23 protein-coding genes are annotated in these 24846 nt (G+C 61.7%); 14 read left to right on the forward strand and 9 right to left on the reverse strand.

What is annotated here, in order from left to right; translation table 11 throughout:
• The first annotated feature begins 2 nt into the window (after window positions 1–2).
• The 6 genes from ACJ8IJ_RS03335 to paaY all read left to right on the forward strand — a co-directional run bounded on the left by ACJ8IJ_RS03335 (window position 3) and on the right by paaY (window position 6123).
• Complete coding sequence (locus ACJ8IJ_RS03335) at window positions 3–1535, forward strand: 3-hydroxyacyl-CoA dehydrogenase (protein WP_004935191.1); 1533 nt, start codon at window positions 3–5, stop codon at window positions 1533–1535.
• Window positions 1532–1972 (forward strand): hydroxyphenylacetyl-CoA thioesterase PaaI, encoded by a 441-nt coding sequence (gene paaI / locus ACJ8IJ_RS03340; RefSeq protein WP_004935193.1) that lies wholly within the window; start codon window positions 1532–1534, stop codon window positions 1970–1972. Before ACJ8IJ_RS03335 ends, paaI begins: the two co-directional genes overlap by 4 nt.
• Window positions 1969–3174, forward strand: a complete 1206-nt coding sequence (pcaF, locus tag ACJ8IJ_RS03345; RefSeq protein ID WP_004935196.1) for a 3-oxoadipyl-CoA thiolase — start codon at window positions 1969–1971, stop codon at window positions 3172–3174. The genes paaI and pcaF overlap by 4 nt, the downstream gene beginning before the upstream one ends.
• A 15-nt stretch (window positions 3175–3189) precedes the next feature.
• A complete protein-coding gene (paaK, locus tag ACJ8IJ_RS03350) occupies window positions 3190–4497 on the forward strand; it encodes a phenylacetate--CoA ligase PaaK (protein WP_004935199.1) in 1308 nt (435 codons plus the stop codon).
• Window positions 4498–4575: 78 nt separating this feature from the next.
• Complete coding sequence (gene paaX, locus ACJ8IJ_RS03355) at window positions 4576–5514, forward strand: phenylacetic acid degradation operon negative regulatory protein PaaX (protein WP_442518256.1); 939 nt, start codon at window positions 4576–4578, stop codon at window positions 5512–5514.
• Window positions 5515–5526: 12 nt separating this feature from the next.
• On the forward strand, window positions 5527–6123 hold the full coding sequence (gene paaY / locus ACJ8IJ_RS03360; RefSeq protein ID WP_004935205.1) for a phenylacetic acid degradation protein PaaY: 597 nt from the start codon (window positions 5527–5529) through the stop codon (window positions 6121–6123).
• Window positions 6124–6161: 38 nt separating this feature from the next.
• On the opposite strand, the gene ACJ8IJ_RS03365 is transcribed toward paaY, so the two are convergent.
• The 5 genes from ACJ8IJ_RS03365 to ACJ8IJ_RS03385 all read right to left on the reverse strand — a co-directional run bounded on the left by ACJ8IJ_RS03365 (window position 6162) and on the right by ACJ8IJ_RS03385 (window position 11055).
• Window positions 6162–7559, reverse strand: a complete 1398-nt coding sequence (locus ACJ8IJ_RS03365) for an amino acid permease (RefSeq protein ID WP_004935209.1) — start codon at window positions 7557–7559, stop codon at window positions 6162–6164.
• Window positions 7560–7579: 20 nt separating this feature from the next.
• On the reverse strand, window positions 7580–8767 hold the full coding sequence (locus tag ACJ8IJ_RS03370) for an amino acid aminotransferase (RefSeq protein WP_442518257.1): 1188 nt from the start codon (window positions 8765–8767) through the stop codon (window positions 7580–7582).
• A 58-nt stretch (window positions 8768–8825) separates the two neighbouring features.
• A complete protein-coding gene (locus ACJ8IJ_RS03375; RefSeq protein WP_015378360.1) occupies window positions 8826–9197 on the reverse strand; it encodes a RidA family protein in 372 nt (123 codons plus the stop codon).
• Between the two features lies 1 nt (window position 9198).
• Complete coding sequence (locus ACJ8IJ_RS03380; RefSeq protein ID WP_154871116.1) at window positions 9199–9996, reverse strand: alpha/beta hydrolase; 798 nt, start codon at window positions 9994–9996, stop codon at window positions 9199–9201.
• A 147-nt stretch (window positions 9997–10143) separates the two neighbouring features.
• A complete protein-coding gene (locus ACJ8IJ_RS03385) occupies window positions 10144–11055 on the reverse strand; it encodes a LysR family transcriptional regulator (protein WP_004935224.1) in 912 nt (303 codons plus the stop codon).
• Between the two features lie 98 nt (window positions 11056–11153).
• Between ACJ8IJ_RS03385 and ACJ8IJ_RS03390 the strand changes: the two genes are divergently transcribed.
• Together ACJ8IJ_RS03390 and ACJ8IJ_RS03395 are read left to right on the forward strand one after the other, a co-directional pair.
• Window positions 11154–11771, forward strand: a complete 618-nt coding sequence (locus ACJ8IJ_RS03390) for a glutathione S-transferase family protein (protein WP_004935227.1) — start codon at window positions 11154–11156, stop codon at window positions 11769–11771.
• Between the two features lie 4 nt (window positions 11772–11775).
• On the forward strand, window positions 11776–12690 hold the full coding sequence (locus tag ACJ8IJ_RS03395) for a pyridoxamine 5'-phosphate oxidase family protein (RefSeq protein WP_407576648.1): 915 nt from the start codon (window positions 11776–11778) through the stop codon (window positions 12688–12690).
• 37 nt (window positions 12691–12727) lie between these two features.
• On the opposite strand, the gene ACJ8IJ_RS03400 is transcribed toward ACJ8IJ_RS03395, so the two are convergent.
• A complete protein-coding gene (locus tag ACJ8IJ_RS03400; RefSeq protein WP_004935234.1) occupies window positions 12728–12943 on the reverse strand; it encodes a glycogen synthase in 216 nt (71 codons plus the stop codon).
• Between the two features lie 211 nt (window positions 12944–13154).
• Between ACJ8IJ_RS03400 and gabD the strand changes: the two genes are divergently transcribed.
• Window positions 13155–14630 (forward strand): NADP-dependent succinate-semialdehyde dehydrogenase, encoded by a 1476-nt coding sequence (gabD, locus tag ACJ8IJ_RS03405; RefSeq protein WP_286093412.1) that lies wholly within the window; start codon window positions 13155–13157, stop codon window positions 14628–14630.
• A 139-nt stretch (window positions 14631–14769) separates the two neighbouring features.
• Here gabD and ACJ8IJ_RS03410 read toward each other — a convergent pair whose 3' ends face one another.
• A complete protein-coding gene (locus ACJ8IJ_RS03410; RefSeq protein WP_033645739.1) occupies window positions 14770–16686 on the reverse strand; it encodes a hypothetical protein in 1917 nt (638 codons plus the stop codon).
• 144 nt (window positions 16687–16830) lie between these two features.
• The gene (locus ACJ8IJ_RS03415) at window positions 16831–17226 is read right to left on the reverse strand and encodes a (R)-mandelonitrile lyase (RefSeq protein WP_004935243.1); all 396 of its coding nucleotides are present in this window, start codon (window positions 17224–17226) and stop codon (window positions 16831–16833) included.
• 173 nt (window positions 17227–17399) lie between these two features.
• Here ACJ8IJ_RS03415 and ACJ8IJ_RS03420 point away from each other — a divergent pair, with 173 nt between their 5' ends.
• Window positions 17400–18293 (forward strand): LysR family transcriptional regulator, encoded by an 894-nt coding sequence (locus ACJ8IJ_RS03420; protein ID WP_342577294.1) that lies wholly within the window; start codon window positions 17400–17402, stop codon window positions 18291–18293.
• Here the strand turns inward: ACJ8IJ_RS03420 and ACJ8IJ_RS03425 are convergent.
• Window positions 18290–19279 carry an aldo/keto reductase gene (locus ACJ8IJ_RS03425; protein WP_442518258.1) on the reverse strand — a complete coding sequence of 330 codons (990 nt, stop codon included), beginning with the start codon at window positions 19277–19279 and terminating at the stop codon, window positions 18290–18292. The genes ACJ8IJ_RS03420 and ACJ8IJ_RS03425 overlap by 4 nt on opposite strands.
• Before the next feature lie 305 nt (window positions 19280–19584).
• On the opposite strand from ACJ8IJ_RS03425, the gene pqqU reads away from it, so the two are divergent.
• From pqqU to ACJ8IJ_RS03445, 4 genes are all read left to right on the forward strand, one after another.
• Window positions 19585–21723, forward strand: coding sequence for a TonB-dependent receptor PqqU (gene pqqU, locus ACJ8IJ_RS03430; RefSeq protein WP_197753298.1), 2139 nt, complete (start codon window positions 19585–19587; stop codon window positions 21721–21723).
• A gap of 147 nt (window positions 21724–21870) precedes the next feature.
• Window positions 21871–24243, forward strand: coding sequence for a glucose/quinate/shikimate family membrane-bound PQQ-dependent dehydrogenase (locus ACJ8IJ_RS03435; protein WP_442518259.1), 2373 nt, complete (start codon window positions 21871–21873; stop codon window positions 24241–24243).
• A gap of 226 nt (window positions 24244–24469) precedes the next feature.
• Window positions 24470–24655, forward strand: coding sequence for a hypothetical protein (locus tag ACJ8IJ_RS03440; protein WP_442518260.1), 186 nt, complete (start codon window positions 24470–24472; stop codon window positions 24653–24655).
• Window positions 24652–24831 (forward strand): hypothetical protein, encoded by a 180-nt coding sequence (locus tag ACJ8IJ_RS03445; RefSeq protein WP_004935260.1) that lies wholly within the window; start codon window positions 24652–24654, stop codon window positions 24829–24831. Before ACJ8IJ_RS03440 ends, ACJ8IJ_RS03445 begins: the two co-directional genes overlap by 4 nt.
• Window positions 24832–24846 lie beyond the last annotated feature (15 nt).

The raw sequence follows: 24846 nt of genomic DNA on the forward strand, positions 1-24846 counted from the left end.
CCATGAACGCGCCCCTTCTTAACGGCCAGGTGGCAGTGATCGGCGCCGGCACCATGGGCATCGGCATCGCCCAGGTGGCCGCCGCCGCCGGCCACCCGGTACGGCTGTTCGACATCGCGCCCGCCGCTGCCCAGCGCGCGATAGACGAACTCGCTCGCCGCCTGCGGCAGCGGGTCGACGGCGGCAAGGCCGACGCCAACGCCACCGAGGCGCTGCTGGCGCGTCTCGAACGCGCCGACTCGCTCGAGCAACTGGCCGACTGCACGCTGGTGATTGAAGCGGTGGCGGAAAATCTGGCGATTAAGCAGAGCCTGTTCCGCGATCTGGAAGCGGTCTGCTCGCCCACGGCGCTGTTCGCCAGCAATACCTCCTCGCTGTCGATCACCGCCATCGCCGGCGCCTTGCAACACCCGGCGCGCATGGCCGGGCTGCACTTCTTCAACCCGGCGCCGCTGATGAAGCTGGTTGAGATCGTCAGCGGTCTGGAGACCGGGGCCGAGACCCTCGCGGCGCTGCAGGCCCTGGCGCAGCGCTGGGATAAGCAAAGCGTCGTGTGCCGTTCAACGCCGGGATTCATCGTCAACCGCGTGGCGCGGCCGTTCTACGCCGAAACCCTGCGCGCGCTGGAAGAACGGGTGGCCGACGCCGCCACCCTGGATGCAGTCATGCGCGACGCCGGCGGCTTCGCCATGGGCCCGCTGCAGTTGACCGATCTGATCGGCCAGGACGTCAATTACGCCGTGACCGACTCGGTGTATCAGGCCTTCTACCAGGATCCGCGCTTCACCCCCTCTCTGGTGCAGCAGGAGTTGGTGGCCGCCAGACATCTCGGCCGCAAATCCGGCCGCGGCTTCTACCGCTACGACGCGCAACGCCCCGCCGCAGAGATGATCGCCTTTGCGCCGCCGGCGCAGGCCGCGCCGCCGCAACGCGTCACGCTGCACGGCGACTGGTCTTCGCTGGCCGATTTAGCGGAACTGTTGATCGAAAATGCGGGGGCGATCAAACAACCTGGCCAGACCAGCCCGTACCTCACGATCGACGACGTTACACTGATGTTAACCAATGGTAAAACCGCCGGCCAACTGGCCGACGAACGTGGAACGCCTGTGGTGCTGTTCGATCTCTGTGCCGACTATGCGCATGCCTCCGCCATCGCCATCAGCTGCGCGGCGCAAAACGGCGCGCAACATAATGCCAACGCGATTCGCCTGCTGCAGTCCCTCGGCAAGCAGGTCATTCAACTGCCGGATTATCCCGGCCTGCTGACGATGCGCACCCTGGCCATGCTGGCCAACGAAGCGCTCGACGTGGTGAACAAAGGCGTCGCCAGCGCCGAAGATACCGATCTGGCGATGCTGCGCGGCGTCAACTATCCGCGCGGCCCGCTGGCCTGGGGCGCCGCACTCGGCTGGCGTCACATTCTGACGACGCTGGAAAACCTGCAACGCTATTACGGCGAAGCGCGCTATCGCCCGATGCCGCTGCTGCGCCGCTACGCTTCCCCCGCCTCTTTCCCAGGAGCCGAACGATGAGCGCCAATACGCCGCGCGCGCTGGCTCAGCGCTGCGCCGAACAGATGTTCCAGCAAGATACCTGCGCTCAGGCGATGGGGATGCACATCGACGCCGTCGACGCCGGATACGCGCAGGTCAGCATGACCGTCGGCCCGCAGATGCTCAACGGCCACCAAACCTGCCACGGCGGCCAACTGTTCAGCCTGGCGGACACCGCCTTCGCCTACGCCTGCAATAGCCAGGGGTTGGCGGCGGTGGCCTCCGGCTGCAGCATCGACTTCGTCCGCCCGGCGCTGGCCGGCGATCGCCTCACCGCCAGCGCCCAGATGCGCCATCAGGGCAAAGCCACCGGGCTGTATGACGTCGAAATCGTCAATCAACAGGGCAAAACCGTCGCCTGGTTTCGCGGCCGCGCGCACCGCCTTGGCCACAGCATTTTAGGAGATCAGGCATGAATCAGGCATTTATCTGCGACGGCGTGCGCACCCCGATCGGCCGCTACGGCGGCGCGCTGGCGCAGGTGCGCGCTGACGACCTCGCCGCCCTGCCGCTGCGCGTGCTGCTGGAGCGCCATCCGCAGGTGGATTGGGCACAGCTGGACGACGTGATCCTCGGCTGCGCCAACCAGGCCGGGGAAGACAACCGCAATCTGGCGCGCATGGCGCTGCTGCTGGCCGGATTACCGGTCGGCGTTTCCGGCACCACGGTGAACCGCCTGTGCGGTTCGGGCCTGGATGCGTTGGCGATGGCGGCGCGCAGCATTAAAGCCGGCGACGCCGGGCTGCTGCTGGCCGGCGGCGCGGAGTCGATGACCCGCGCGCCGCTGGTGATGGGCAAGGCCGACAGCGCCTTCAGCCGCCAAGCGCAGCTGTACGACACCACCCTCGGCTGGCGCTTCGTCAACCCGCGCATGCAGGCCGAGTTCGGCACCGATTCGATGCCGGAGACCGCCGAAAACGTCGCGGCGCAGTTCAATATCAGCCGCGCCGATCAGGACGCCTTTGCGCTGCGCAGCCAGCAGCGCGCCGCCCGGGCGCAGGCGCTGGGCCACCTGGCGCAGGAGATAGCCCCGGTCAGCCTCACCGGTAAAAAAGGCGCGGTCACCCTGTTCAGCCAGGATGAACACCCACGCGCCGACACCACCTTCGAGCAGCTGCAGGCGCTGAAAACCCCGTTCCGTCAGCCCGGCAGCGTCACCGCCGGCAACGCCTCGGGCCTGAACGACGGCGCGGCGGCGCTGATCGTCGCCTCCGAAGCAATGGCGGTACGCCAGGGGCTGACGCCGCGCGCGCGCATCGTTGCCACCGCCACCTGCGGCGTGGAGCCGCGGCTGATGGGCATCGGCCCGCTGCCGGCCACCCGCAAGGTGCTGGAGATCGCCGGGCTGAGCCTGGCGCAGATGGACGTCATCGAACTGAACGAAGCGTTCGCCGCCCAGGCGTTGGCGGTGATGCGCCAGCTTGGCCTGCCGGACGATGCCCCGCAGGTTAACCCCAACGGCGGCGCGATCGCTCTGGGGCATCCGTTGGGCATGAGCGGCGCGCGCCTGGCGCTGGCCGCCCTGTTTGAACTGGAACGGCGAGCCGGCCGCTACGCGCTTTGCACCATGTGCATCGGCGTCGGCCAAGGCATCGCCATGATCATTGAGCGTGTCTGACCCCTGAGGCTAACCATGACAATAAATCCACAGCCCCTCGAAACGATCGAATTCGCCTCGCGCGATGAGATTGAAGCGTTGCAGTTGGCGCGTTTGAAGTGGACGCTGCACCACGCCTACGACAATGTGCCGATGTACAAGCGCAAGTTCGATCAGGCGGGCGTACACCCCGACGATCTTAAGCAGCTGAGCGATCTGGCGCGCTTCCCCTACACCACCAAGCAGGATCTGCGCGACAACTACCCGTTCGACACCTTCGCGGTGCCGATGGAGCAGGTGGTGCGCATCCACGCCTCCTCGGGCACCACCGGCCGCCCGACCGTGGTGGGCTACACCCAGCGCGACATCGATAACTGGGCCGATATCGTCGCCCGCTGTCTGCGCGCCGGCGGCGCCACCGCCAAAGACAAGGTGCACGTCGCCTACGGCTACGGCCTGTTTACCGGCGGCCTGGGGGCGCACTACGGCGCGGAGCGGCTCGGCGCCACGGTGATCCCGATGTCCGGCGGGCAGACGGAACGCCAGGCGCAGCTGATCCTCGACTTCAAACCCGACATCATCATGGTGACACCGTCCTATTGCCTGACGCTGATCGACGAACTGGAGCGCAAGATGGGCGGCGACGCGCGCGGCTGTTCGCTGCGGCTCGGCGTGTTCGGCGCCGAACCCTGGACCGAAGCCCTGCGCCACGAAATCGAATCCCGCATGGGCATCAAGGCGCTGGATATTTATGGCCTGTCGGAGGTGATGGGGCCGGGCGTGGCGATGGAGTGCCTGGAAAGCGGCGGCGGCCCCACCATCTGGGAAGACCACTTCCTGCCGGAGATCATCTGCCCGGAGACCGGCGTCGCCCTGCCGGACGGCGAGCACGGCGAACTGGTGTTTACCACCCTGACCAAAGAGGCGCTGCCGGTGATCCGCTACCGCACTCGCGATCTCACCCGGCTGCTGCCGGGCGACGCGCGCCAGATGCGCCGCATGGGCAAGATCACCGGCCGCTCCGACGACATGCTGATCATCCGCGGCGTCAACGTCTTCCCGTCGCAGGTGGAAGAACAGATCATGCAGTTCGAGCAGCTGTCGCCGCACTATCAGCTGCAGGTCAGCCGCAGCGGGCACCTGGACACGCTGGCGGTGCGCGTCGAGCTGAAAGAATCGGCGCTCAGCCTCAGCCATCAACAGCGTTGCGACATCTGCCACCAGCTGCGCCACCACATCAAATCGATCGTGGGCGTCAGCACCGACGTCAGCATCGCCAACTGCGGCGATATCCCGCGCTCGGAAGGCAAGGCGCAGCGCGTGGTCGATCTGCGGCCGCGCTGAGGCGCACGGCGTCACGGATGACGCCGCCCCAAATTATGTTAATGTTGTGGCTCATCGAAGGCTAACCCATGGAAAAATATGGAACATAAACTGGATGAGTTCATTCGCCACGCCGTCGACGCGCAGCCGATCAGCGGCACCTCGCTGATCATTTCGCTGTACGGCGACTCGCTCAGCCACCGCGGCGGCGAAGTGTGGCTCGGCAGCCTGAGCGCGCTGCTGGAGGCCTTCGGCTTCGGCGATCGTTTCGTGCGCACCTCGGTGTTCCGCCTGCAAAAAGAAGGTTGGCTGGCGGTGGAGAAAATCGGCCGCCGCAGCTTCTACCGCGTGACCGAGCAGGGAATGCGCCAGTTCCGCCACGCCGAATCGAAGATCTATCTGCGCGAGCAGCCCGCCTGGGACGGCAAGTGGGAGCTGCTGCTGCTGGAATGCGCCGAAAAAAACGCGCGCGCGCGGCTGAAAAAAGAGCTGGGCTGGCTCGGGTTCGGGCAGATCGCCAACAACCTGATGGCCGCCCCCACCCATGCGCAGACCGACGTGACGGCGCTGCTCGGCGAACTCAACGCCAGCGAACAGGTGATCTACTTTCGCGCCGATTACCCCTACAACCGCTCCGAGCAAACGCTGCAGAAACTGGTGGCCGAATGCTGGTCGCTCAGCGACGTGGCGGCCGGCTATCACGAGTTTATCGTCTCCTTCCGGCCACTGATGGCGCTGCTGCGCGAAGTCGACCCGGCGGCGCTGACGCCGCTGCGCTGTTTCCAGATTAAGCTATTATTGATTCACTTCTTCCGTCGCGTGGTGTTGAAAGATCCGCTGCTGCCGGACGCGCTGCTGCCCGCGCAGTGGGAGGGCCAAGTCGCCCGCAACCTGTGCATCAATCTCTACCAGCAGGTCGATCGCGCCGCGACGGAGTACGTCAGCTCGCTGGCGGAGACCACCATCGGCGCCCTGCCCGCGCCGGCCGCCGGTTACTATCGGCGCTTCGGCGGCCTGCCGCGCGACCCTACATATTAAGGAACTCACGCTATGCCTGTGTATCAGATTGACGGCCTGACGCCGGTCGTTGACCCCAGCAGTTACGTGCACCCGACGGCGGTGCTGATCGGTGACGTGATCGTCGGCAAACACGTGTATATCGGCCCGAACGCCAGCCTGCGCGGCGATTTTGGCCGCCTGGTGATCTGCGACGGCGCCAACATTCAGGACAACTGCGTAATGCACGGCTTCCCGCAGCAGGACACGGTGGTGGAAGAAGACGGCCATATCGGCCACGGCGCCATCCTGCACGGCTGCCGCATTCGCCGCAACGCGATGGTGGGCATGAACGCGGTGGTGATGGACGGCGCGGAGATCGGCGAGAACACCATCGTCGGCGCGATGGCGTTCGTCAAAGCCGCGGCGACGATCGAAGCCAACAAGCTGGTGGTAGGCAGCCCGGCGCGCGTGCTGCGCGATCTGACCGAACAGGAGCTGGCCTGGAAGATTGCCGGCACCCGCGAGTATCAGGATCTGGTGCAGCGCTGCAAATCCTCGCTGCACGAAGTGGCGCCGCTGACCGAAATCGAACCGGGCCGCCAGCGCCTGAGCTTCGGCGATCACCTGATCCCGAAAAGCCAGCTTTAATCCCCAGGGCTGAGGTGCGCCTCAGCCCCTCCCCCGCATTACTCCACTTCCGGCGCCTTGAGCGGCGACGGCGCAGCCGCGCGGCGGCTCTGGAAGTGATAAGCCACCACCAGCAGCAGGGTGAACGGAATACCGAACCACAGCGTCATGCGGAAAAATTCGGTAAACGCGGTCGAGATCATCAGCGCCGCCATCAGCCCGCCACCCAGTAAGGTGGTATAGGGGAATCCCCACATGCGGAACTTCAGATGGGTCTGCCGGTGCCGGCGGCGGAAGAACAGATGGGTGACGAAGATCATCAGCCAGGTAAAACAGGCGCCATACACCGAAATGGACATCATGGCGGCGAACGACGTTTCCGGCGCCACCAAGCTCAGGACGATGGACACCACGATGCCGATGCACGACATCGCCAGCGCATTGACCGGAATGCCGCGCCGGCTGACGCGCCCCAGCGCCGCCGGCGCTTGCCCGGCGCGCGACAGCGAGAACATCATGCGGGTGGTGATGTACAGCTGGCTGTTCATCGCCGACAGCGCCGCCACCAGCACGATAAAGTTGAAAATACCGGCGGCGGCGGGCAGATGGATCACGTTCATCGCCATCAGGAACGGGCTTTCGCCGGTGCCGGACTGGCGCCAGGGCACGATGGCCAGCATCAGGGCGATCGACAGCATGTAGAAGATGAACAGCCGCACGATGGTGCCCTTGAACGCCGCCTTCACCGCAATCACCGGATTTTTCGCCTCGCCGGCGGCCACCGCGATCATTTCAATGCTCAGGTAGCTGAAGATGGACACGATCACCGCGAACCACATGCCCTTGACGCCAAACGGCATGAAGCCGCCGGCGGTCAGGTTGCGCAGGCCGTAGGCCGGGTTGCCCGAGAACGCCAGAATGCCGATGCCGATCAGAATAAACGCCACGATCGCCGTTACTTTGACGGTGGACAGCGCGTATTCCACCTGGCCGAACGATTTCACGCCGATCACGTTAACGACGATCACCGCCGCCGAGAACAGCAGCACCCACGGCCAGGTCGGCGTCGCCGGGAACCAGAACTGCATGTACATGCCGATGGCGGTGACTTCGGTGCCCACCGCCAACACCACGCAGGACCAGTAAGAATAACGCACCAGAAAACCGAACAGCGGGCCGAGATAGAATTCGGCGTAGTCGCCGAACGAGCCGGGCGTCGGGTGTTCGGAGGTCATTTCCGCCAGGCTGCCCATCAGCAGCAGCGCAATGACGCCGCCGATCAGGTAGCTCAGCAATACCGACGGCCCCGCCATCTGAATGGCGTAGGCGCTGCCGAGAAACAGCCCGGTGCCGATGGCGCCGCCGATCGCCAGCATCGACATCTGTCCGGCGGTAAGATGCTTGTTCAACCCGCCCTGACGGCGGGCGATATGCTCAAAATCATTCATCTGTGGCATGGCTGTGCTCCCGGGCGGAGTTAGGCGGTACGGGTGACGTCGAGAATGGCGGCGGTCACGTAGTCAATGTTGCCGGGATTGAGCCCCGGTAGGCACATGCGGCCGGGCGAGACCAGATAGATGGCGTAGCGCAGCCGCAGGGTCTGCAGCTGCGCTTCGTTCAGGCCGGTATAGCTGAACATGCCGCGCTGCTCGCGAATGCGCCGGTGATCCAGCGAAGAGCCGCCCTGCGCCAGTCCCGCGGCCAGCTGTTCACGCATTTGCTTGATGCGCGAGCGCATTTCCGCCAGCTCATTGCGCCAAAGCTCGCCGAGTTCGGCGTCGCCGAGCAGGGTTTCCACAATCTGGCTGCCGTGCGTCGGCGGGCAGGAGTAGCTGCGGCGGATCAGCGTTTTTAACGCCCCTTTGACGTTGGCGGCATTTTCCGCATCAGCACAGCGCACCGACAGCGCGCCCAGACGCTGGCCGTACAGCGCGACGTTTTTGGAAAACGAGTTGCAGACCAAAAACGGCAGATCGGTTTTCAGCGCTTCGCGCAATGCAAAGCAGTCCTCCTCCAGCCCGTCGCCGAAGCCCTGATAGGCGATGTCGAACAGCGGCAGCAGGTTACGCCGCTGCAGCACGGCGAGCGTGGCGCGCCACTGCTCCGCCGTCAGATCGGTGCCGGTCGGGTTATGGCAGCAAGGATGCAGCAGGACTACGCTGCCGGGAGGCAGGCTGTCCAACGCATCGAGCATGGCGGCGAAACGCAGGCCGCCCGCCGCTTCATCAAAGTAGGGATAGGTATTCACCCGCAGCCCGGCGCCTTCGAAAATCGCCCAGTGATTGGCCCAGGTGGGATCGGACACCCAAATTTCACCGCGCGCCAGAAAGTGGCGCAAAAAATCCGCCGCCAGCTTCAACGCGCCGGAGCCGCCGACGGTCTGCACCGTGGCGATCTCGGCCGCCTGTTGTTCACCGAACAGCAGCGTCTGCACCTGGCGAGCGAACTGCGGCGAACCTTCGATCGGCGGATAACCGTGCGGGCGACGCAGCGCCAGCAACCGCTGCTCGGCGGCCTCAACCGCCTGCATCAGCGGAATATTCCCCTGCCGATCGTAATACAGCCCAATGCCTAAATTCACTTTTTTCGGATTGGGATCCTGCAAATAGGCTTCCATCAGCGACATAATAGGATCGGCGGCGGAAGGTGCAATCTGTTTAAACATGACGCATCCTTAACTCGTTATTGAATTAATATTAAGACTGACTTAAGAAGAAATTAAATCAGGCGATGGCGCTGACGGTAATTTCTATTTTCATTCCGGGCACCACCAATTTTTCGACAATGACCGTGGAGCGATTGGGATAAGGATAATTAAAGTATTTCCGGTAAATATCATCGAGACATTTAACGTCGTTGACGTCGGTGAGATACACGATCACCTGCAGCACCTTATCGCTGTGGCTGCCCGCCGCCTCCAGCGTCTGCGCCAGATTATCGAAGGTCAGCGTAATCTGTCGCTCCGGCGCGCCGGTGTCGATGCTGCCGTCCGCCCGCACCGGGCCGTGAGCGGTAAACAGCATGCCGCCGCCCCGGGTGGCCCAGGAAAAAGGCTGGCCGATCTCCGGCAGCCCGGTCTCTACGATCTCGCGCATGTCAGTGGTTCCCGTGGTGGTTAAGTTGGTGAAGCAGCGCGCCGTCGGCGGCGAACAACGCATCCAGAATGGTAAAATGATTGGCGCCGGGCACCGCGACCAGATCGGCCGGTAGCCCGCGTTGGCGCAGCGCCGCATGATAGTGTTGCGACTGACCTCTCAGTTCCGGCAGTTCCAATGCGCCGTAATACAGCGTAAGCGGTTTGCCGCGCGTCGGCAGGCGGCGTGCCGGGCTGAGCGTTTCAATTTGCCGCGCGCTCAGCTGCAGCGCCCGATTAACATAGCTTTGTTGCAACGGCGCCAGCTCGAACAGGCCGCTGATGGGAAAGACAGCATCCACCAATGCATGCTGCTGCCAGAACGCCGCCAGCTGCCCGCCGGCGGAATGGCCGCACAGATAAACCGGATGGGCATAGTGCGGCGGCAGGCGGCGCTGAATGGCATCCAGCGCCATCCCGACCTGTCGGCATATTTCGTCGAGATCCACCGCCGGCGCCAGCGCATATTCCACCAACACCACGTCAAAACCCAACGCCAGCGGCTCGGCGGCGATAAAGGCGAAATCCGCCTTATCGCAGAATTGCCAATAGCCGCCGTGAATAAAAATTAACGTCCCCTGATGCTGCTTGGCAGAATAGAGCCAATCAAATGTTTCGCGTTCGCCGTTGCCATAAGCAATATTATTTTCATGGCGCGTCTGTTTATAAACAGCCGCGCTGCGAGTTTGAAATGAAGTCAAAATAGCCGCTTCATTATCCACCGTGGCGCCGTTATCATAACTCCCCGCAAGTGGTTTCATATATTAAACTTCGTTTATTATTTAAAATGTAAATTAACTATTAGCACCGGCAACATTATTGTCAAGACGGGCGCATCAGCAATGCGCGCCCGGTAAAATAAAACCTGATGAATAATGAAAAAGTTTAACCCATGAAACTTTTTGCGCTTATTTCCCCCGCCCGTCCGGCTGAATTTGCGGCAAGGCGCTGAGCCGTTCAAATGCATAATCCCAAAAGGCGCGCACCTTCAGCGGCATGTGCTGCGCCTGCTGCGCCACCAGCTGTACCGGCATCGGCAACGGCTCATGATCCGTCAACAGCCGCACCAGCGTACCGGCGGCCAAATCGTCCGCCACCTGATACGAGAGCAACCGGGCGACGCCCTTGCCGGCGCGCACCGCCAGCAGTTGCGCTTCCACGTCGTTGAGCAACAGCCGGGGAGTCAATCGCACGCGCTCGCCGTTTTCCTGCGGGCCGAAGCGCCATTCGCGCAGCGATGGCCGCTGGGTGCCGACGATGGTGGCATGCTCCGCCAGCTGCGCCGGCGATCGCGGTTCACCGCAGCGCGCCAGGTAATCCGGGCTGGCGACCGTCACCCGGCTGACCTGCCCCAGCCGCCGCGCCACGCGGGAAGAGTCCTGCAGATGACCGATGCGCACCGCGATATCCAACCCTTCGTCAATCAGATCGAGATTGCGATCGTTCAATACCATTTCGATCTGCATCTGCGGGTAGTCATCGAGAAACGCCATCACCACCGGCGCCACGTAGCGGCGGCCGAACTGCACCGGCGAAGTAACGCGCAGCAAGCCGCTCAGCTGTGCTTCGGCGGTATCCTGCACCACCGCCTGATAATCCTGCAGCAGCTGTTGCGCGCGCTCCAACAGCCGCGCGCCCGCTTCGGTAGGCGCCAGCCGCCGGGTCGTGCGCTCCACCAATCGGGTGCCGAAACGCTGTTCCAATGCGGCGATCGCCCGGGTGATCGCCGGCGCCGAACGCCGCAGTTTGCGCCCGGCCGCCGCCAGGCTGCCCTGCTGCACCACCGCCACGAAGATGGCCAACTCGTCTAGCCGATCCATAGATTCTTCCGAAAAGTGAAATTATCAATTTCCACATTGCCGGATTTCGCTCGTTCAACGCAAGAGTATGCTGACAAAAAGCACTGAGGAGAAACGCCATGTCCACCATCACACTCTACGGCACCCCGCTTTCCGGCCACGTTCATCGCGTGGCGTTGCTGCTGCGCATGCTGGCGCTGCCCTATGCATGGGTCGAAGCCTCGGCGGAGGTGCGGCAGAGCGCAGCCTTCCGCCAGCTCAACCCGTTCGGCCAGATCCCGGTCTTGCAGGATGGCGATCTGACGCTGGCCGACAGCAACGCCATTCTGGTCTATCTGGTGAAGCGCTATGCGCCGGACAGCCACTGGCTGCCGGAACAGCCGGCGGCGGCGGCGCGAGTGCAGGCCTGGCTTTCCAAAGCCGCCGGTGAAGTCCGCTACGGCCCGGCGGCCTGCCGACTGATCGCCCAATTCGCCGTGCCGGAGGACTATCAGGCGGCGCGAGCAATCAGCGATCGTTTTCTGCCGCAGATGGAACAGCACCTGAGCGAGCGCGACTACCTGGCCACCGAACACCCGACCATCGCCGATCTGGCCTGCCACAGCTACGTGGCGGTCGCGGCCGAAGGCGGCATTTCGCTGTCGCCTTACCCGGCGATACGTCGCTGGGCGGCGCGCATCGCTGCACTGCCCGGCTTCTTTGCCATGCCGGCCCTGCCGGAACCGGCGGGGAGTTGACGCCATGATCCCGCAACTGTTCCATCCCGATGAGCTGCGCGCACAGACGCTGGCCGGGTTTGGCGGTGTAGGCGGTGGCATCTACCCTGCAATGCCGGATCAGCACCGCGCGTTTTTCGCCGCGTTGCCCTACCTGTTCGTCGCCACGCTGGATGAACAAGGCTGGCCCATCGCCACCCTGTTCACCGGCCCGCCCGGATTTTTACGCACGCCGGACGACACGCACCTGCGTATCAGCGCACCGCGTCGCAGCGACGATCCCGCCCAGGCGCTGTTGCTGCCCGGCAAACCGGTCGGCGCGCTCGGGCTGGATTTCAGCAACCGGCGGCGCAACCGCGCCAACGGCACCGTCGGCCGCACCGACAAAAACCGGGTGGAGATCGTCGTTCAGCAAAGCTTCGGTAACTGCCCGCAGTACATTCAGCGCCGCGAACTCTACCCGGTGGACAGCCGGCCGCAGCCGGTTGAGCATTTAGTCTCGCTGGATGCGGCGGCGCAGGCACTGATCCGCACCGCGGATACCAGCTTCGTTGCCAGCTGCGCGCACCTGGCACTGGCGCAGGGCGGCGTCGATATTTCCCATCGCGGCGGCCGCCCCGGCTTTATCCACCTGGAAGGTGACACGTTGTGGATGCCGGACTTTCGCGGTAACCGCTATATGAACACGCTGGGCAATCTGCTGGCCGAACCGCGGGCGGCGCTGCTGTTCATCGATTTTGAACGCGGTGACGTGCTGCATCTGCAGGGGGAAACGCAGATCCTCTGGCAAGCGGAGGGGCATCCCGGCGTTGAAGGCGCAGAACGCTATTGGCGGTTTGACGTTCGCCGCGCCTGGCGTTTTACGGCGGCGTTGTCGTGGCGGGGGCGTAATCTGGAGTATTCGCCGGCGACGCTGGCGACCGGGGTGTGGCAGCGCTGAAATGAAAAGCCCCGCTGCGGCGGGGCTGGTTCGGAAATTACAGGCTGTGTTCGGCCGCCGATGCGGCCTGATAAAGCTGACGAAAATAATTCAACCGCGCAAAGAACAGGCGGCTTTGCTGCTCCGACATATTGCCGGCCACCTGCCCGGCGTCAATCTGCCGCCCTTGCCATTCCATCAGAGCGATGCTCGACGCCAAAAAATCCATTTCGCTGCCGTAGGCCGCGAGATGTCTGTCCACTGATTTCATCATTCGCACACTCCTTTTAATTACATCGAAAAGGGTCATATGCCTGCTCTTTCAGTATCGGCCCGGCGAAGGATATTTTTTGTACAGAAGGTGCGCATAAAGAAAACCACCATCTTGTTGCCGCGTGGGCAAACGGCGGCGGCAAAATTTGCTAGGGTAAAGGGTAGCCGTATGGGATAGACCACTCTGTTGAACTCAGCAAAGGAAGAGACTCATGAGCACCAGTATCTGCGCTACCCTCAAGGATCCCACGCTGTTCCGCGAGGCCAACTACATCGACGGGCAATGGTTGCCGGCCCAGGAAGGCCGTTCGATCGCCATTCATAATCCCGCCAACGGCGAACGGATCGGCCACGTACCGGCCTTCGGCGCCGAAGAAACCGCACGCGCCATCGCCGCCGCCAAAAAAGCGCTGCCCGCCTGGCGCGCGTTAACCGCCAAAGAGCGCGCCGGCAAGCTGCGCCGGCTGTTTGAATTGATGATGGAAAATCAGGAAGATCTGGCGCGCATCATGACGGCGGAACAGGGCAAACCGCTGGCCGAAAGCCGCGGTGAAATCGCCTATGCCGCCTCCTTTATCGAATGGTTCGCCGAGGAAGGCAAGCGGGTGTATGGCGACACCATTCCACAGCCCCAGGCCGGTCGCCGCATCATCGTGCAAAAAGAGCCGATCGGCGTGTTCGCCGCCATCACCCCGTGGAACTTCCCGGCGGCGATGATCACCCGCAAAGCCGGCCCCGGCTGGGCCGCAGGCTGCACCGGGGTGATCCGCCCCGCCAGCCAGACCCCGTTCTCGGCGCTGGCGATCGCCGTGCTGGCGGAGCGTGCCGGGCTGCCCGCCGGGGTGTGCAACGTGATAACAGGCCCCAGCAAAGGCATCGGCGGCGAACTCACCGCCAACCCGGACGTGCGCAAACTCTCCTTCACCGGCAGCACCGAAGTCGGTGCGCAGCTGCTGGCCCAGTGTGCGCCCACCATCAAGAAAACCAGCATGGAGCTGGGCGGCAACGCGCCGTTTATCGTGTTTGACGACGCCGATCTGGACGCCGCCGTGGCCGGCGCGGTCGCTTCGAAATACCGCAACGCTGGCCAGACCTGCGTCTGCACCAACCGTTTTCTGGTGCAAGACGGCGTATACGATGCCTTCGCTGCCAAACTGAAAGCCGCCGTCGCCCAGCTGAAAGTCGGCAACGGCCTGGATGACGGCGTCACCATCGGCCCGTTGATTAACCCGGACGCGGTGGAGAAAGTGCGCGAGCATATCGCCGACGCCGTCGAGCACGGCGCCTCGGTGCTGCTGGGCGGCAAGCCTGACTCGCTGGGCGGCAATTTCTTCAGCCCGACTATCCTGACCGACGTGCCGCGCACGGCGAAAATCTTCCGCGAGGAGACGTTCGGCCCGGTGGCGCCCCTGATCCGCTTCAGCCAGGAGGCCGACGCCGTCGAACTGGCCAACGACACGCCGTTCGGCCTGGCCGCTTACTTCTACAGCCGCGATATCGGCCGAGTGATGCGCGTGGCCGAAGCGCTGGAGTACGGCATTGTCGGCATCAACGAAGGGTTGATTTCCACCGAGGTGGCGCCGTTCGGCGGCATGAAACACTCCGGTTTGGGCCGCGAAGGATCGAAGTACGGCATCGAGGACTATCTCGAAATCAAATACCTATGCCTTGGCGGCGTGGATGCCTGATATGGGGGGCCCCGGGCATAAGGCAGACATTCATCCACGTGAAATGACACTCTTCGCTGCATAAAGTTAAAAACGTTATCCAACACCCTCGACGTCAATAGCCCCGTATTCTCTACGGGGCTATAAGCTTATTTCATCGTCAAACGTATTTTTGCAACGTTAAAAATCCGATGTCCAGACCATTGAGCGCAACATGCATACGAGTTCCATCCCAGGCCATCGCCAACTCAGCAGGAGCAGCCAGCTCCGTCCCTTCGCGCAACGAAAATCCGCCCTGAGCCACCGCATTGGCAGCCCTATCATAGCTACCGCCAACAGGTTTTCCGATATATAAGGCTGAAGAGTCGGGTGTATCGATATACCAAGGTAAACCGCTATACTGGCCAAGGGTCAATTGTATCCCGGCACCACGCAAAGCCGGCCGCACGCTATTCTTTCCTGTAATGCGCCAATGCTCCGCCACGCTTCGACCACTCCCTAATAGTTTCACTGGTGAATCAATGGCGTCTTCGCTTTGTTCAATGGTCAAATTGCGAGGAACATTGATCGTCGTCGCCGTCGTCGTTAAGCAAACAGCTTTAGTCCCTTTGACAATCAATTCGTCGATATCACAATCGGCAGCCAACAGCACAATGGGGAGCGTCCCTTCAGGCAATCCTCGATTAAAACTCAAGCGACGAATAACGCAATTGGCCAAGATACGGCACATGGCCGTGTTCGCAGCGTATGCAGCCGAAAATTCGCCTACATTGATCTCGTCAATCATCAGTTGCGGCATTTTGATAAAAAAGCTGTCTGCACTATCGACTTTTCCAATGTCGATGCGGCCAATGCGACAGCGGCTTTGCTGACCGGCGGCGGACAGCGCGAAACTGTGATAACAGGAACGCAGCGAAATATCATCGATTACCGTATCTTCAGAGCCATCGTGTAATTCAATCCCGCTTAAACACGCCCCAATAGAAACAGAGCGTATAGAATGCCTTGTCCCCGAAGAATAGACTGCACATGCGCGATTTTTGATTGCTGTACTGGTCGGATTGTTTAGAAAATAACAGTCACCAGCATTGATATTGACGCAGCTATTATTCTCTCCGGAGCAGATAACCACCCCACTGCCCCATCCACCACACTGCACGTTCGAAATAAAATTATTTTTCCCAAGGTCTCCATCTTGAGCAATACTTAAAACCGCACCAGCAAGGTAACCAGCCTCTGGTTTATCAGAGGGGACACCTGCGCCCAACATACGGATATTTGTTACATTATTATTATTACCTTTGATCAGCACCCCGTCACCAAGGCAATAACCACATGTAATATCCGATATCACGTTACCGTCATTGTAGGTGGCAAAAAAGTCATCACGGCACTCATCGATGATAATATCATGCGCCAGCGATCGCCCCTGCAGGCTGAATCCATCACAGAACCCACTTAATTGCATATGGTGAAAATAACTTCCTTCTCCACCGGAATAACCCACATGACTTTTCACCACGTCATAAACGCTATTGCGAGTAGCATTGCCAAGCAATTTACCGCCAAACATCTCTACGCCATGAAGATAATCGTAGGCTCCAGCCAGTGACGTTTCATTGGCAAACATCGGTTTTACGTGCCCCGCCTTGGCTCTGATCGTAGCACCGTTTAAATTGATAGTTTTGCGCGCCGTTCTACCGTCTTTCACATTTACCGTATTCGAAGTTAAATACACGGCGCCCGCTCGACAAATGACACTATAGGGAGAGACGAAGCAACGCGTTAACGACTCCGTATCATCCGTCACATTGTCGCCTCGTGCTCCATACATCGCGGGTGTAATAAGGCCAGACACTTCAAGCACTCTTACCCATGTCCAGTCTTCTGCCGATTTGATATAAATGCCTCCATCGTCATTAAATACGGCAGATTGCACAGCGGCAAATACGCCACCGCCTTCAGGAGTTCCGGTAGTCGTATACCAATCGGAATAATAAGAAGTAACCTCAATCAACTCGCCCGCTATAGCAGGCACAGTTTTTCGCAACGTAGCAATATCGGAACAAGTATTCATCATTCCACCCTTGAGTATTTTTAGGAGCCGTTATCGGCATACTCAATACTAATGGCTGTGAACTTGCTCTGCTCTTTCTATTCGTTGTGCCATCGTGGAATAAGCCAAGGCAGAGATTTCACTCTGCCGATAAATAAACCGAACTCACTCCAGGTACTCCGCTTCGCTGACCGGCTCCAGCCAGGTCACCGGACTGCCGTCCAGCGCTTCGGCGATGGCGATGTGAGTCATGGCGCAGTCCGGCGTCGCACCGTGCCAGTGTTTGACGCCAGCCGGGATCCAGACGATATCGCCGGGATGCATTTCCTGCGTGGCCTCGCCCCACATCTGGATCCAACCGCGCCCCTGAGTGACGATCAGCGTCTGGCCGAGCGGATGCGTATGCCAGGCCGTGCGGGCGCCGGGCTCAAAGGTGACGGTTGCGCCGCCCACTCTGGCCGGCGCTTCGCCGGCGAACGGCGCGTCGATGCGCACCTGCCCGGTAAAATAATCCGCCGAACCGCGCTGTGATGGGATAGAACCGCTGCGTTGTATTTTCATCTGTTTTATCCTCCGCGCCGGCTCTCACAACCGGCGCTGATAGTCATAAGTGAGTGATGCCAAGATAACGCCATGCTTTTCCGCCGACTAGCGGGTAAAATGCGCAAGGAGCTATGAGCTGAATTCATAAATCTACGCGCGGCCGCGCCCTAACCTTGCTCTTCGGTGCCGATATGTTGAAAGAAAACGTTAACGACCTGATCGCTTTCCTGATGGTGGCCAGAGAACGCAGCTTCACCAAAGCGGCGGCGCAGCTTGGCGTTTCCCAATCGGCGCTCAGCCACGCTATACGCGGGCTGGAAGAGCGCCTGGCGCTGCGCTTGCTCACGCGCACCACCCGCAGTGTCGCCCCTACCGAGGCCGGTGAGCGGCTGCTCAACAGCATCGGCCCGCGCTTTGCGGAGATAGAAAACGCGCTGAACGCGCTGGGTGAAATGCGCGATCGCCCGGCCGGCAACATCCGCCTCACCGCCGGCGAACACGCGGTGGATGCGGTGCTGTGGCCGGTGCTGCGCACTTTTCTCGTCGATTACCCGGACATCAACGTGGAAATCACCGTCGACAATAGTCTGGCCGACATCGTCGCCGGGCGTTTCGACGCCGGCATCCGGCTGGGGGAACAGGTGGCGAAGGATATGGTCGCGGTGCGCATCGGCCCGGACATGCGCATGGTGCCCGTCGCCTCCCCGGCCTATTTCGCCCGTTACGGCCGCCCCGCTACGCCGCAAGCGCTGCAAAACCATCGCTGCATCAACATGCGCCTGCCCACCCTCGGCGGGCTGTACGCCTGGGAATTTGCCCGCGATGGCCGTGAGATCAAAGTGCGGGTGGAGGGGCAACTGACCTTCAACAGCCTGCGCCAACGGATCGACGCTGCGCAGCTCGGCCTCGGTATCGCCTTTGTGCCGGAAGATACCGTCGCCGAGCCGTTGGCCGACGGGCGGTTGCAGATGGCGCTGGACGACTGGTGCCCGCCGTTTCCCGGTTATTACCTCTATTATCCAAGCCGCAGGCAACACACCACCGCCTTTGCGCTGCTGATTGAGGCGTTGCGGCGCGGGGCTTAACGCCCGACGTTTTTCTGCAGATGCGCCGGGTAACGATCGCCGATCACGTCGATAGCGGAGAGCGCACTTTCAATCTCGCCCAGTTCGTCCACCGCCAACACCACCGACGCCGCCGCGAGGTTCTCTTGCAGCCGATGACGCTTGGTGGTTCCCGGAATTGGCACGATCCACGGCTGTTGCGCCAGCAGCCAGGCCAAGGCGATCTGCGCCGACGTCACGCCCTTGCGCTGCGCTATCTGCCCCAGCACGCTCACCAGCGCCTGATTGGCCCGGCGCGCCTCGGCGCTGAAGCGCGGCACCACGTTGCGAAAATCGCCGCTGTCAAAGGCGGTGTCCTCGGTAATGGCGCCGGTGAGAAAGCCCTTGCCGAGCGGGCTGAACGGCACCAGACCGATGCCCAGTTCCACCAGCGTCGGCAAGATTTCACGCTCCGGCTCGCGCCACCACAGCGAATATTCGCTTTGCAGCGCCGTAACCGGCTGCACTGCGTGGGCACGCCGGATGGTTTGCGCGCCGGCTTCCGACAAGCCGAAGTACTTCACTTTCCCTTCGCGAATCAGTTGCTGCACCGTACCGGCCACCTCCTCGATAGGCACTTCGGGATCGACGCGATGTTGATACAGCAAATCGATAGTCTCTACCCGCAGGCGCTGCAGCGAACCTTCCACCGCCCGGCGAATATGCTCCGGACGGCTGTTCAACACCTGTTGCCCCGCCGGCTGCAGCAGATCGAAACCGAACTTGGTGGCGATGACGACCCGATCGCGCACCGGCGCCAGCGCTTCGCCCAACAATTCCTCGTTGGTGAACGGACCATAAATCTCCGCGGTATCGAAAAACATCACGCCCTCGTCAACCGCGGCACGGATCAGATCGATCGCCTGCCGTTTGTCGGTAGCCGGGCCGTAGCCAAAACTCAGCCCCATGCAGCCCAGACCCAACGCCGAGACTTCCAGCCCTTCGCGCCCTAACTTGCGTGTTTGCATCTTCACTCTCCCACTGAATGATACCGGCTCCGCCTGACGCGGCGCCGCTCCGGTGTGGTGACTGTAAAAGGCGGCTGCCGCCATGACTATGAGGCAAAATACGCTTGAGCTTATGAACCAGGCTCATGAATCCGTTAACCGTTGCTGGGACCAGCGTTTTTGCGGGAACGTTCCTGCCCGAGATACTCTATACTGATGTCAGGATGCCTTACCCTTTTCGTTTAGCGTCATGTAGATGGAGCGACAGATGGCTAACTCTGAATCGACCTGCGATTCCCTTTCAATACCAGTGGCAGATTTATTCCATGACCAATAAGAAAAGCGCCGTGCTTACCCCGGCTGCAATGCTATTGCTACAACCCATGTTTGCCAGCCAGGCGCTGGCGGCAGAAAATAATGAAGAAAAAAGCGACACCCTGGTGGTGATGGCGCAACCCACCGGATTGACCGAACTGGGATCGCCGGTGTCCGTCAGCGTGATCGACGGACAAGACCTGCGCAACGCCGCCCCGCAGATTAATCTGTCGGAAAACCTCGGCAGCGTGCCGGGCCTGCAGCTTCAAAACCGGCAAAACTATGCGCAGGATCTGCAGCTGTCAATACGCGGGTTCGGCAGCCGCTCGATGTTCGGCGTGCGCGGGGTGCGCATGTACGTCGACGGCATTCCCGCCACCATGCCCGACGGCCAGGGGCAAACCTCCAATATCGACATCAATTCCGTCGAACGCATCGAGGTGCTGCGCGGCCCCTATTCCGCGCTGTACGGCAACGCCTCGGGCGGGGTGATCAATGTTGATACGATTACCGGCACCCAGCCGCCGACGCTGGAGGCCGGCGGCTATTTCGGCAGCGACAACACCTGGCGCTACGGGGTGAAAGCGACCGGCGCCACCGGCGACGGCACCCAGGCCGGCGACGTCAACTACGCCATCTCGGGAACCCGCTTTACCACCCAAGGCTACCGCGATCACAGCGCCGCGCGCAAAAACCTCGGCAACGGCAAGCTCGGCGTGCGGCTTGACGACGTCAGCACTCTGACGCTGATGTTCAACAGCGTCTCGATTGACGCCGGCGATCCGGGCGGCCTGACCGAAGCGGAATGGAAGGAAAACCCGCGCCAGGCACCGCGCGCGGATCAATACAACACCCGCAAATCGCTCGATCAGACCCAGGCCGGCCTGCGCTATCAGCGCCAGATGAGCGAGCGCGACGAACTGACGCTGACCGCCTACCACGGCGAGCGCCACACCACGCAGTACCAATCTATTCCACGCGGGCCGCAGCTCAACCCCACCCACGCCGGCGGGGTGATCGTGCTGGAAAGAAAATATCAGGGCATTGACACTCGCTGGAAGCATGAGGATACTCTCGCCTCGTTACCGGTAACACTGATCGGCGGTCTGGATTATGAAACCATGACCGAACGCCGGCAGGGGTTCGAAAACTTTATTCTGCGAGACGGCACAGTGGACTACGGCGAGAAAGGCGACCAGCGGCGCAACGAGAAGAACCGCATCTGGAACCTGGATCCTTACCTGCAAACCTCCTGGCAACTGACGCCGCACTGGACGCTGGACGCCGGCCTGCGCTACAGCACGGTCAGCTTCGACTCGACCGACTATTACATCACGCCGCGCAACGGCGATGACAGCGGCAGCAAACGTTACCACCAGTGGCTGCCGATGGGCTCGCTCAACTATAAAATCAACCCGGTGTGGAACGTTTATCTCTCCGCCGGCCGCGGCTTTGAAACCCCGACCATCAACGAACTCTCCTACCGCCCCGACGGCCAGACGGGCCTTAATATTGGCCTGCAGCCATCCACCAGCGACACCGTCGAACTGGGCAGCAAACTGCGCCTCGGCAACGGCCTGGTGAGCGCCGCCCTGTTCCAGACCGATACCGACAACGAGCTGGTGGTGGCGGAAAGCAGCGGCGGACGCACCAGCTACGCCAACGCCGGCAAAACCCGGCGGCGCGGCCTGGAGCTGGCGCTGGATCAAGAGTTTGCGCTGGACTGGCGCCTGCATATGGCCTGGACGCTGCTGGACGCCACCTACCGCAGCGATATGTGCGGCAAAGCCGTTTGTACCCCCGCCGGCAATCGCCTGCCGGGCATCGCCCGCAACATGGGCTACGCCTCGCTGGCCTATGCCCCGCCGGAAGGCTGGCACGCCGGCGCGGAGCTGCGCTACATGAGCGACATTCAGGCCAATGACGCCAACAGCGCGCAGGCTCCCGCTTACACCGTGGCCGGCGTAAACGCCGGTTATCGCTTTACCTGGAACCGCTGGGCGCTGGACGTGTTCAGCCGGGTGGACAATGTTTTCGATCGCCGATACGTCGGTTCGGTGATCGTCAACGAAGGCAACGGCCGCTACTTCGAGCCGGCGCCGGGGCGCAACTGGGGTGGCGGCGCCACCTTGTCTTATCGCTTTGAATAAGGCAAAGCACCTTAAGGTTAAAAAACGGGATGGGTTTTACGTCACCCTAGCGGCTTCTCGCTGAAATAGTAGGGAGAAACCGCGTGTTTTTTCCGATTTGGCTTAATCTCTAAATCGGGGACTTTCATTTTTGGTAAGGGTATTGCTATGCAAAATAAAGCGTCACTATCGCCGCTTATCGTCATAACGGCGCTGTTTGCCGCGCTGAGCGGGCTTTATCTGCTCGGCGGCGGCATCTGGCTGGCCAAGTTGGGCGGTTCGCTGTATTACATCATCGCCGGGCTGGTGCTGCTGGCGACCTCCTGGCTGCTGTTCCGCCGCCGCGCCACCGCGCTGCTGCTGTACGCGGTATTCCTGTTGGGCACCACCATTTGGGCCCTGTGGGAAGTGGGCCCGGACTTCTGGGCGCTGACGCCGCGCCTGGACGTCACCTTCTTCTTCGGCCTGTGGCTGGTGCTGCCGTTTATCTACCGCAAGCTGGTGGCCAACGGCAAATTCGCCTACGGCGCGCTGAGCGCGGCGCTGGCGATCACCGTCATCGCGTTGGCCTATGCCGTGTTCAACGATCCGCAAGAGATCAACGGCACGCTCGACGCCGCGCAGGTACAGCCGAAAGACGCCACCGGCGCCGACTGGCCGGCCTATGGCCGCACCCAGGAAGGCACCCGTTACTCGCCGCTGAGCCAGATCAACGACAAAAACGTTGGCCAGCTGCAAGAAGCCTGGCGTTTCCAGACCGGCGATCTGAAGACCGCCAACGATCCGGGTGAGATCACCAACGAAGTCACGCCGATCAAAATCCGCGATACCCTTTACATGTGTACGCCGCACCAGAAGCTGTTTGCGCTGGATGCCGCCACCGGTAAAGAAAAGTGGAAGTTTGATCCGCAGCTGAAGTACAACCCAACCTTCCAGCACATCACCTGCCGCGGCGTGTCTTACCACGAAACCGCCGCAGCCGCAGGCGCCACAGGCGATGCCGCACCGGCGATGTGCGCACGCCGCATCATTCTGCCGGTCAACGACGGCCGTCTGTTCGCGCTGGACGCCGAAACCGGCAAACCCTGCCCGGACTTCGCCAACAACGGTGAGCTGAACCTGCAGAGCAATATGCCGTATGCGACGCCGGGCCACTACGAGCCGACCTCGCCGCCGGTGATCACCGATAAAGTGATCGTCATCGCCGGCGCCGTGACCGACAACTACTCCAACCGCGAGCCTTCCGGCGTGATCCGCGGCTTCGACATCAACAGCGGCAAGCTGCTGTGGGCCTTCGATCCAGGCGCGAAGGATCCGAACTCCATCCCGGCGGACGAGCACCACTTCGTGCCGAACTCGCCGAACTCCTGGGCGCCTGCCGCCTATGACGCCAAGCTGGATATCGTTTACCTGCCGATGGGCGTTTCCACTCCGGACATCTGGGGCGGCGATCGCACCCCGGAAATGGAACGCTACGCCAGCGGCCTGCTGGCGCTGAACGCCTCCACCGGCAAACTGGCCTGGTTCTATCAGACGGTCCACCATGACCTGTGGGATATGGACGTGCCGGCGCAGCCGACCCTGGCGGACATTACCGACAAGAGCGGTAAAAAAGTGCCGGTGATCTATGTGCCGACCAAAACCGGCAACATCTTCGTGCTGAACCGCACCAACGGCGAACTGGTGGTGCCGGCGCCGGAGAAACCGGTACCGCAGGGCCCGGCCAAAGGCGATCGCCTGTCGCCGACCCAGCCGTTCTCCGAGTTGACCTTCCGTCCTGAGAAGAAACTGACCGGCGCCGACATGTGGGGCGCGACCATCTATGATCAGCTGGTCTGCCGCGTGATGTTCCACAGCCTGCGTTATGAAGGCACCTTCACCCCGCCTTCCGAGCAGGGCACGCTGGTGTTCCCGGGTAACCTGGGCATGTTCGAATGGGGCGGCCTGGCCGTCGATACCGATCGCGAAATCGCCATCGCCAACCCGATCGCGCTGCCGTTCGTCTCCAAACTGATCCCGCGCGGCCCAGGCAACCCGATTGAGCCGCCGGAAGGCGACAAAGGCGGCAGCGGCACCGAGTCCGGCGTACAGCCACAGTATGGCGTGCCGTTCGGCGTTACCCTGAACCCGTTCCTGTCGCCGTTCGGCCTGCCGTGCAAACAGCCGGCCTGGGGTTACATTTCCGCCGTGGATCTGAAAACCAACGACATCGTGTGGAAAAAACGCATCGGCACCGTGCGCGACAGCTCACCGCTGCCGCTGCCGTTCAAAATGGGCATGCCAATGCTGGGCGGCCCGGTGACCACCGCCGGTAACGTGTTCTTCATCGGCGCCACCGCAGACAACTACCTGCGCGCCTTCAGCGTGACCAACGGTGAAAAACTGTGGGAAGCGCGCTTGCCGGCTGGCGGCCAGGCGACGCCGATGACCTATGAGGTCAACGGCAAGCAGTACGTACTGATCTACGCCGGCGGCCACGGTTCCTTCGGCACCAAGCTGGGCGACTACGTGGTCGCTTACGCTCTGCCCGATCAGAAGTAACCACCGCCGTTAGTACCCCGCAAAGCACGCCGCAAGGCGTGCTTTTTCTTTTTCCGCCCCGCCGGCTGTCCCCTCGCAATACCCTTAATTTTTTCACTCTCATTATTGATAATGGTTATCATTCGCAATATTATACCTCTGCGGCCCCGGCAGCGGCTGCGATCCTCTCCAGCTTAATGGGCAATACAACGATCGGCCGCCTTCGGGCGGCCCTATTCGGAGGCGCATGGTCGACCATACTCGGAAGCATCGAAAGAAAATTCTGCAAGCGGCGGTGAAAACGCGACGCGCCGGCCTGACGTTCGCGCCGGCGTCGCCAGCCACGTCGCCCTTTATCGGCCAGCACCGCCAGACGCAAGCCGTACTGATACACCTGATCGGCCATGATGAAGCACAGGAGGAACATGAATGAATCTGCAGCCCTTTACCGCCATGTTGATGTTCGCCTATGTGCTGCTGATGGTGCCGCTGCTCTACGTCATCGACAGCCGCCTGAGCGCCAGCAAGCTGGTGCGCAAAGCCACGCAAAACGTCATCATCATCGCGTTGACGCTGCTGTTCTTCAGCGCGATGACGCTTTTATACTGAGGCCATCTCGCCGGT

Source organism: Serratia sp. CY40230, from assembly GCF_052168835.1.
Classification (GTDB): domain Bacteria; phylum Pseudomonadota; class Gammaproteobacteria; order Enterobacterales; family Enterobacteriaceae; genus Serratia; species Serratia nematodiphila.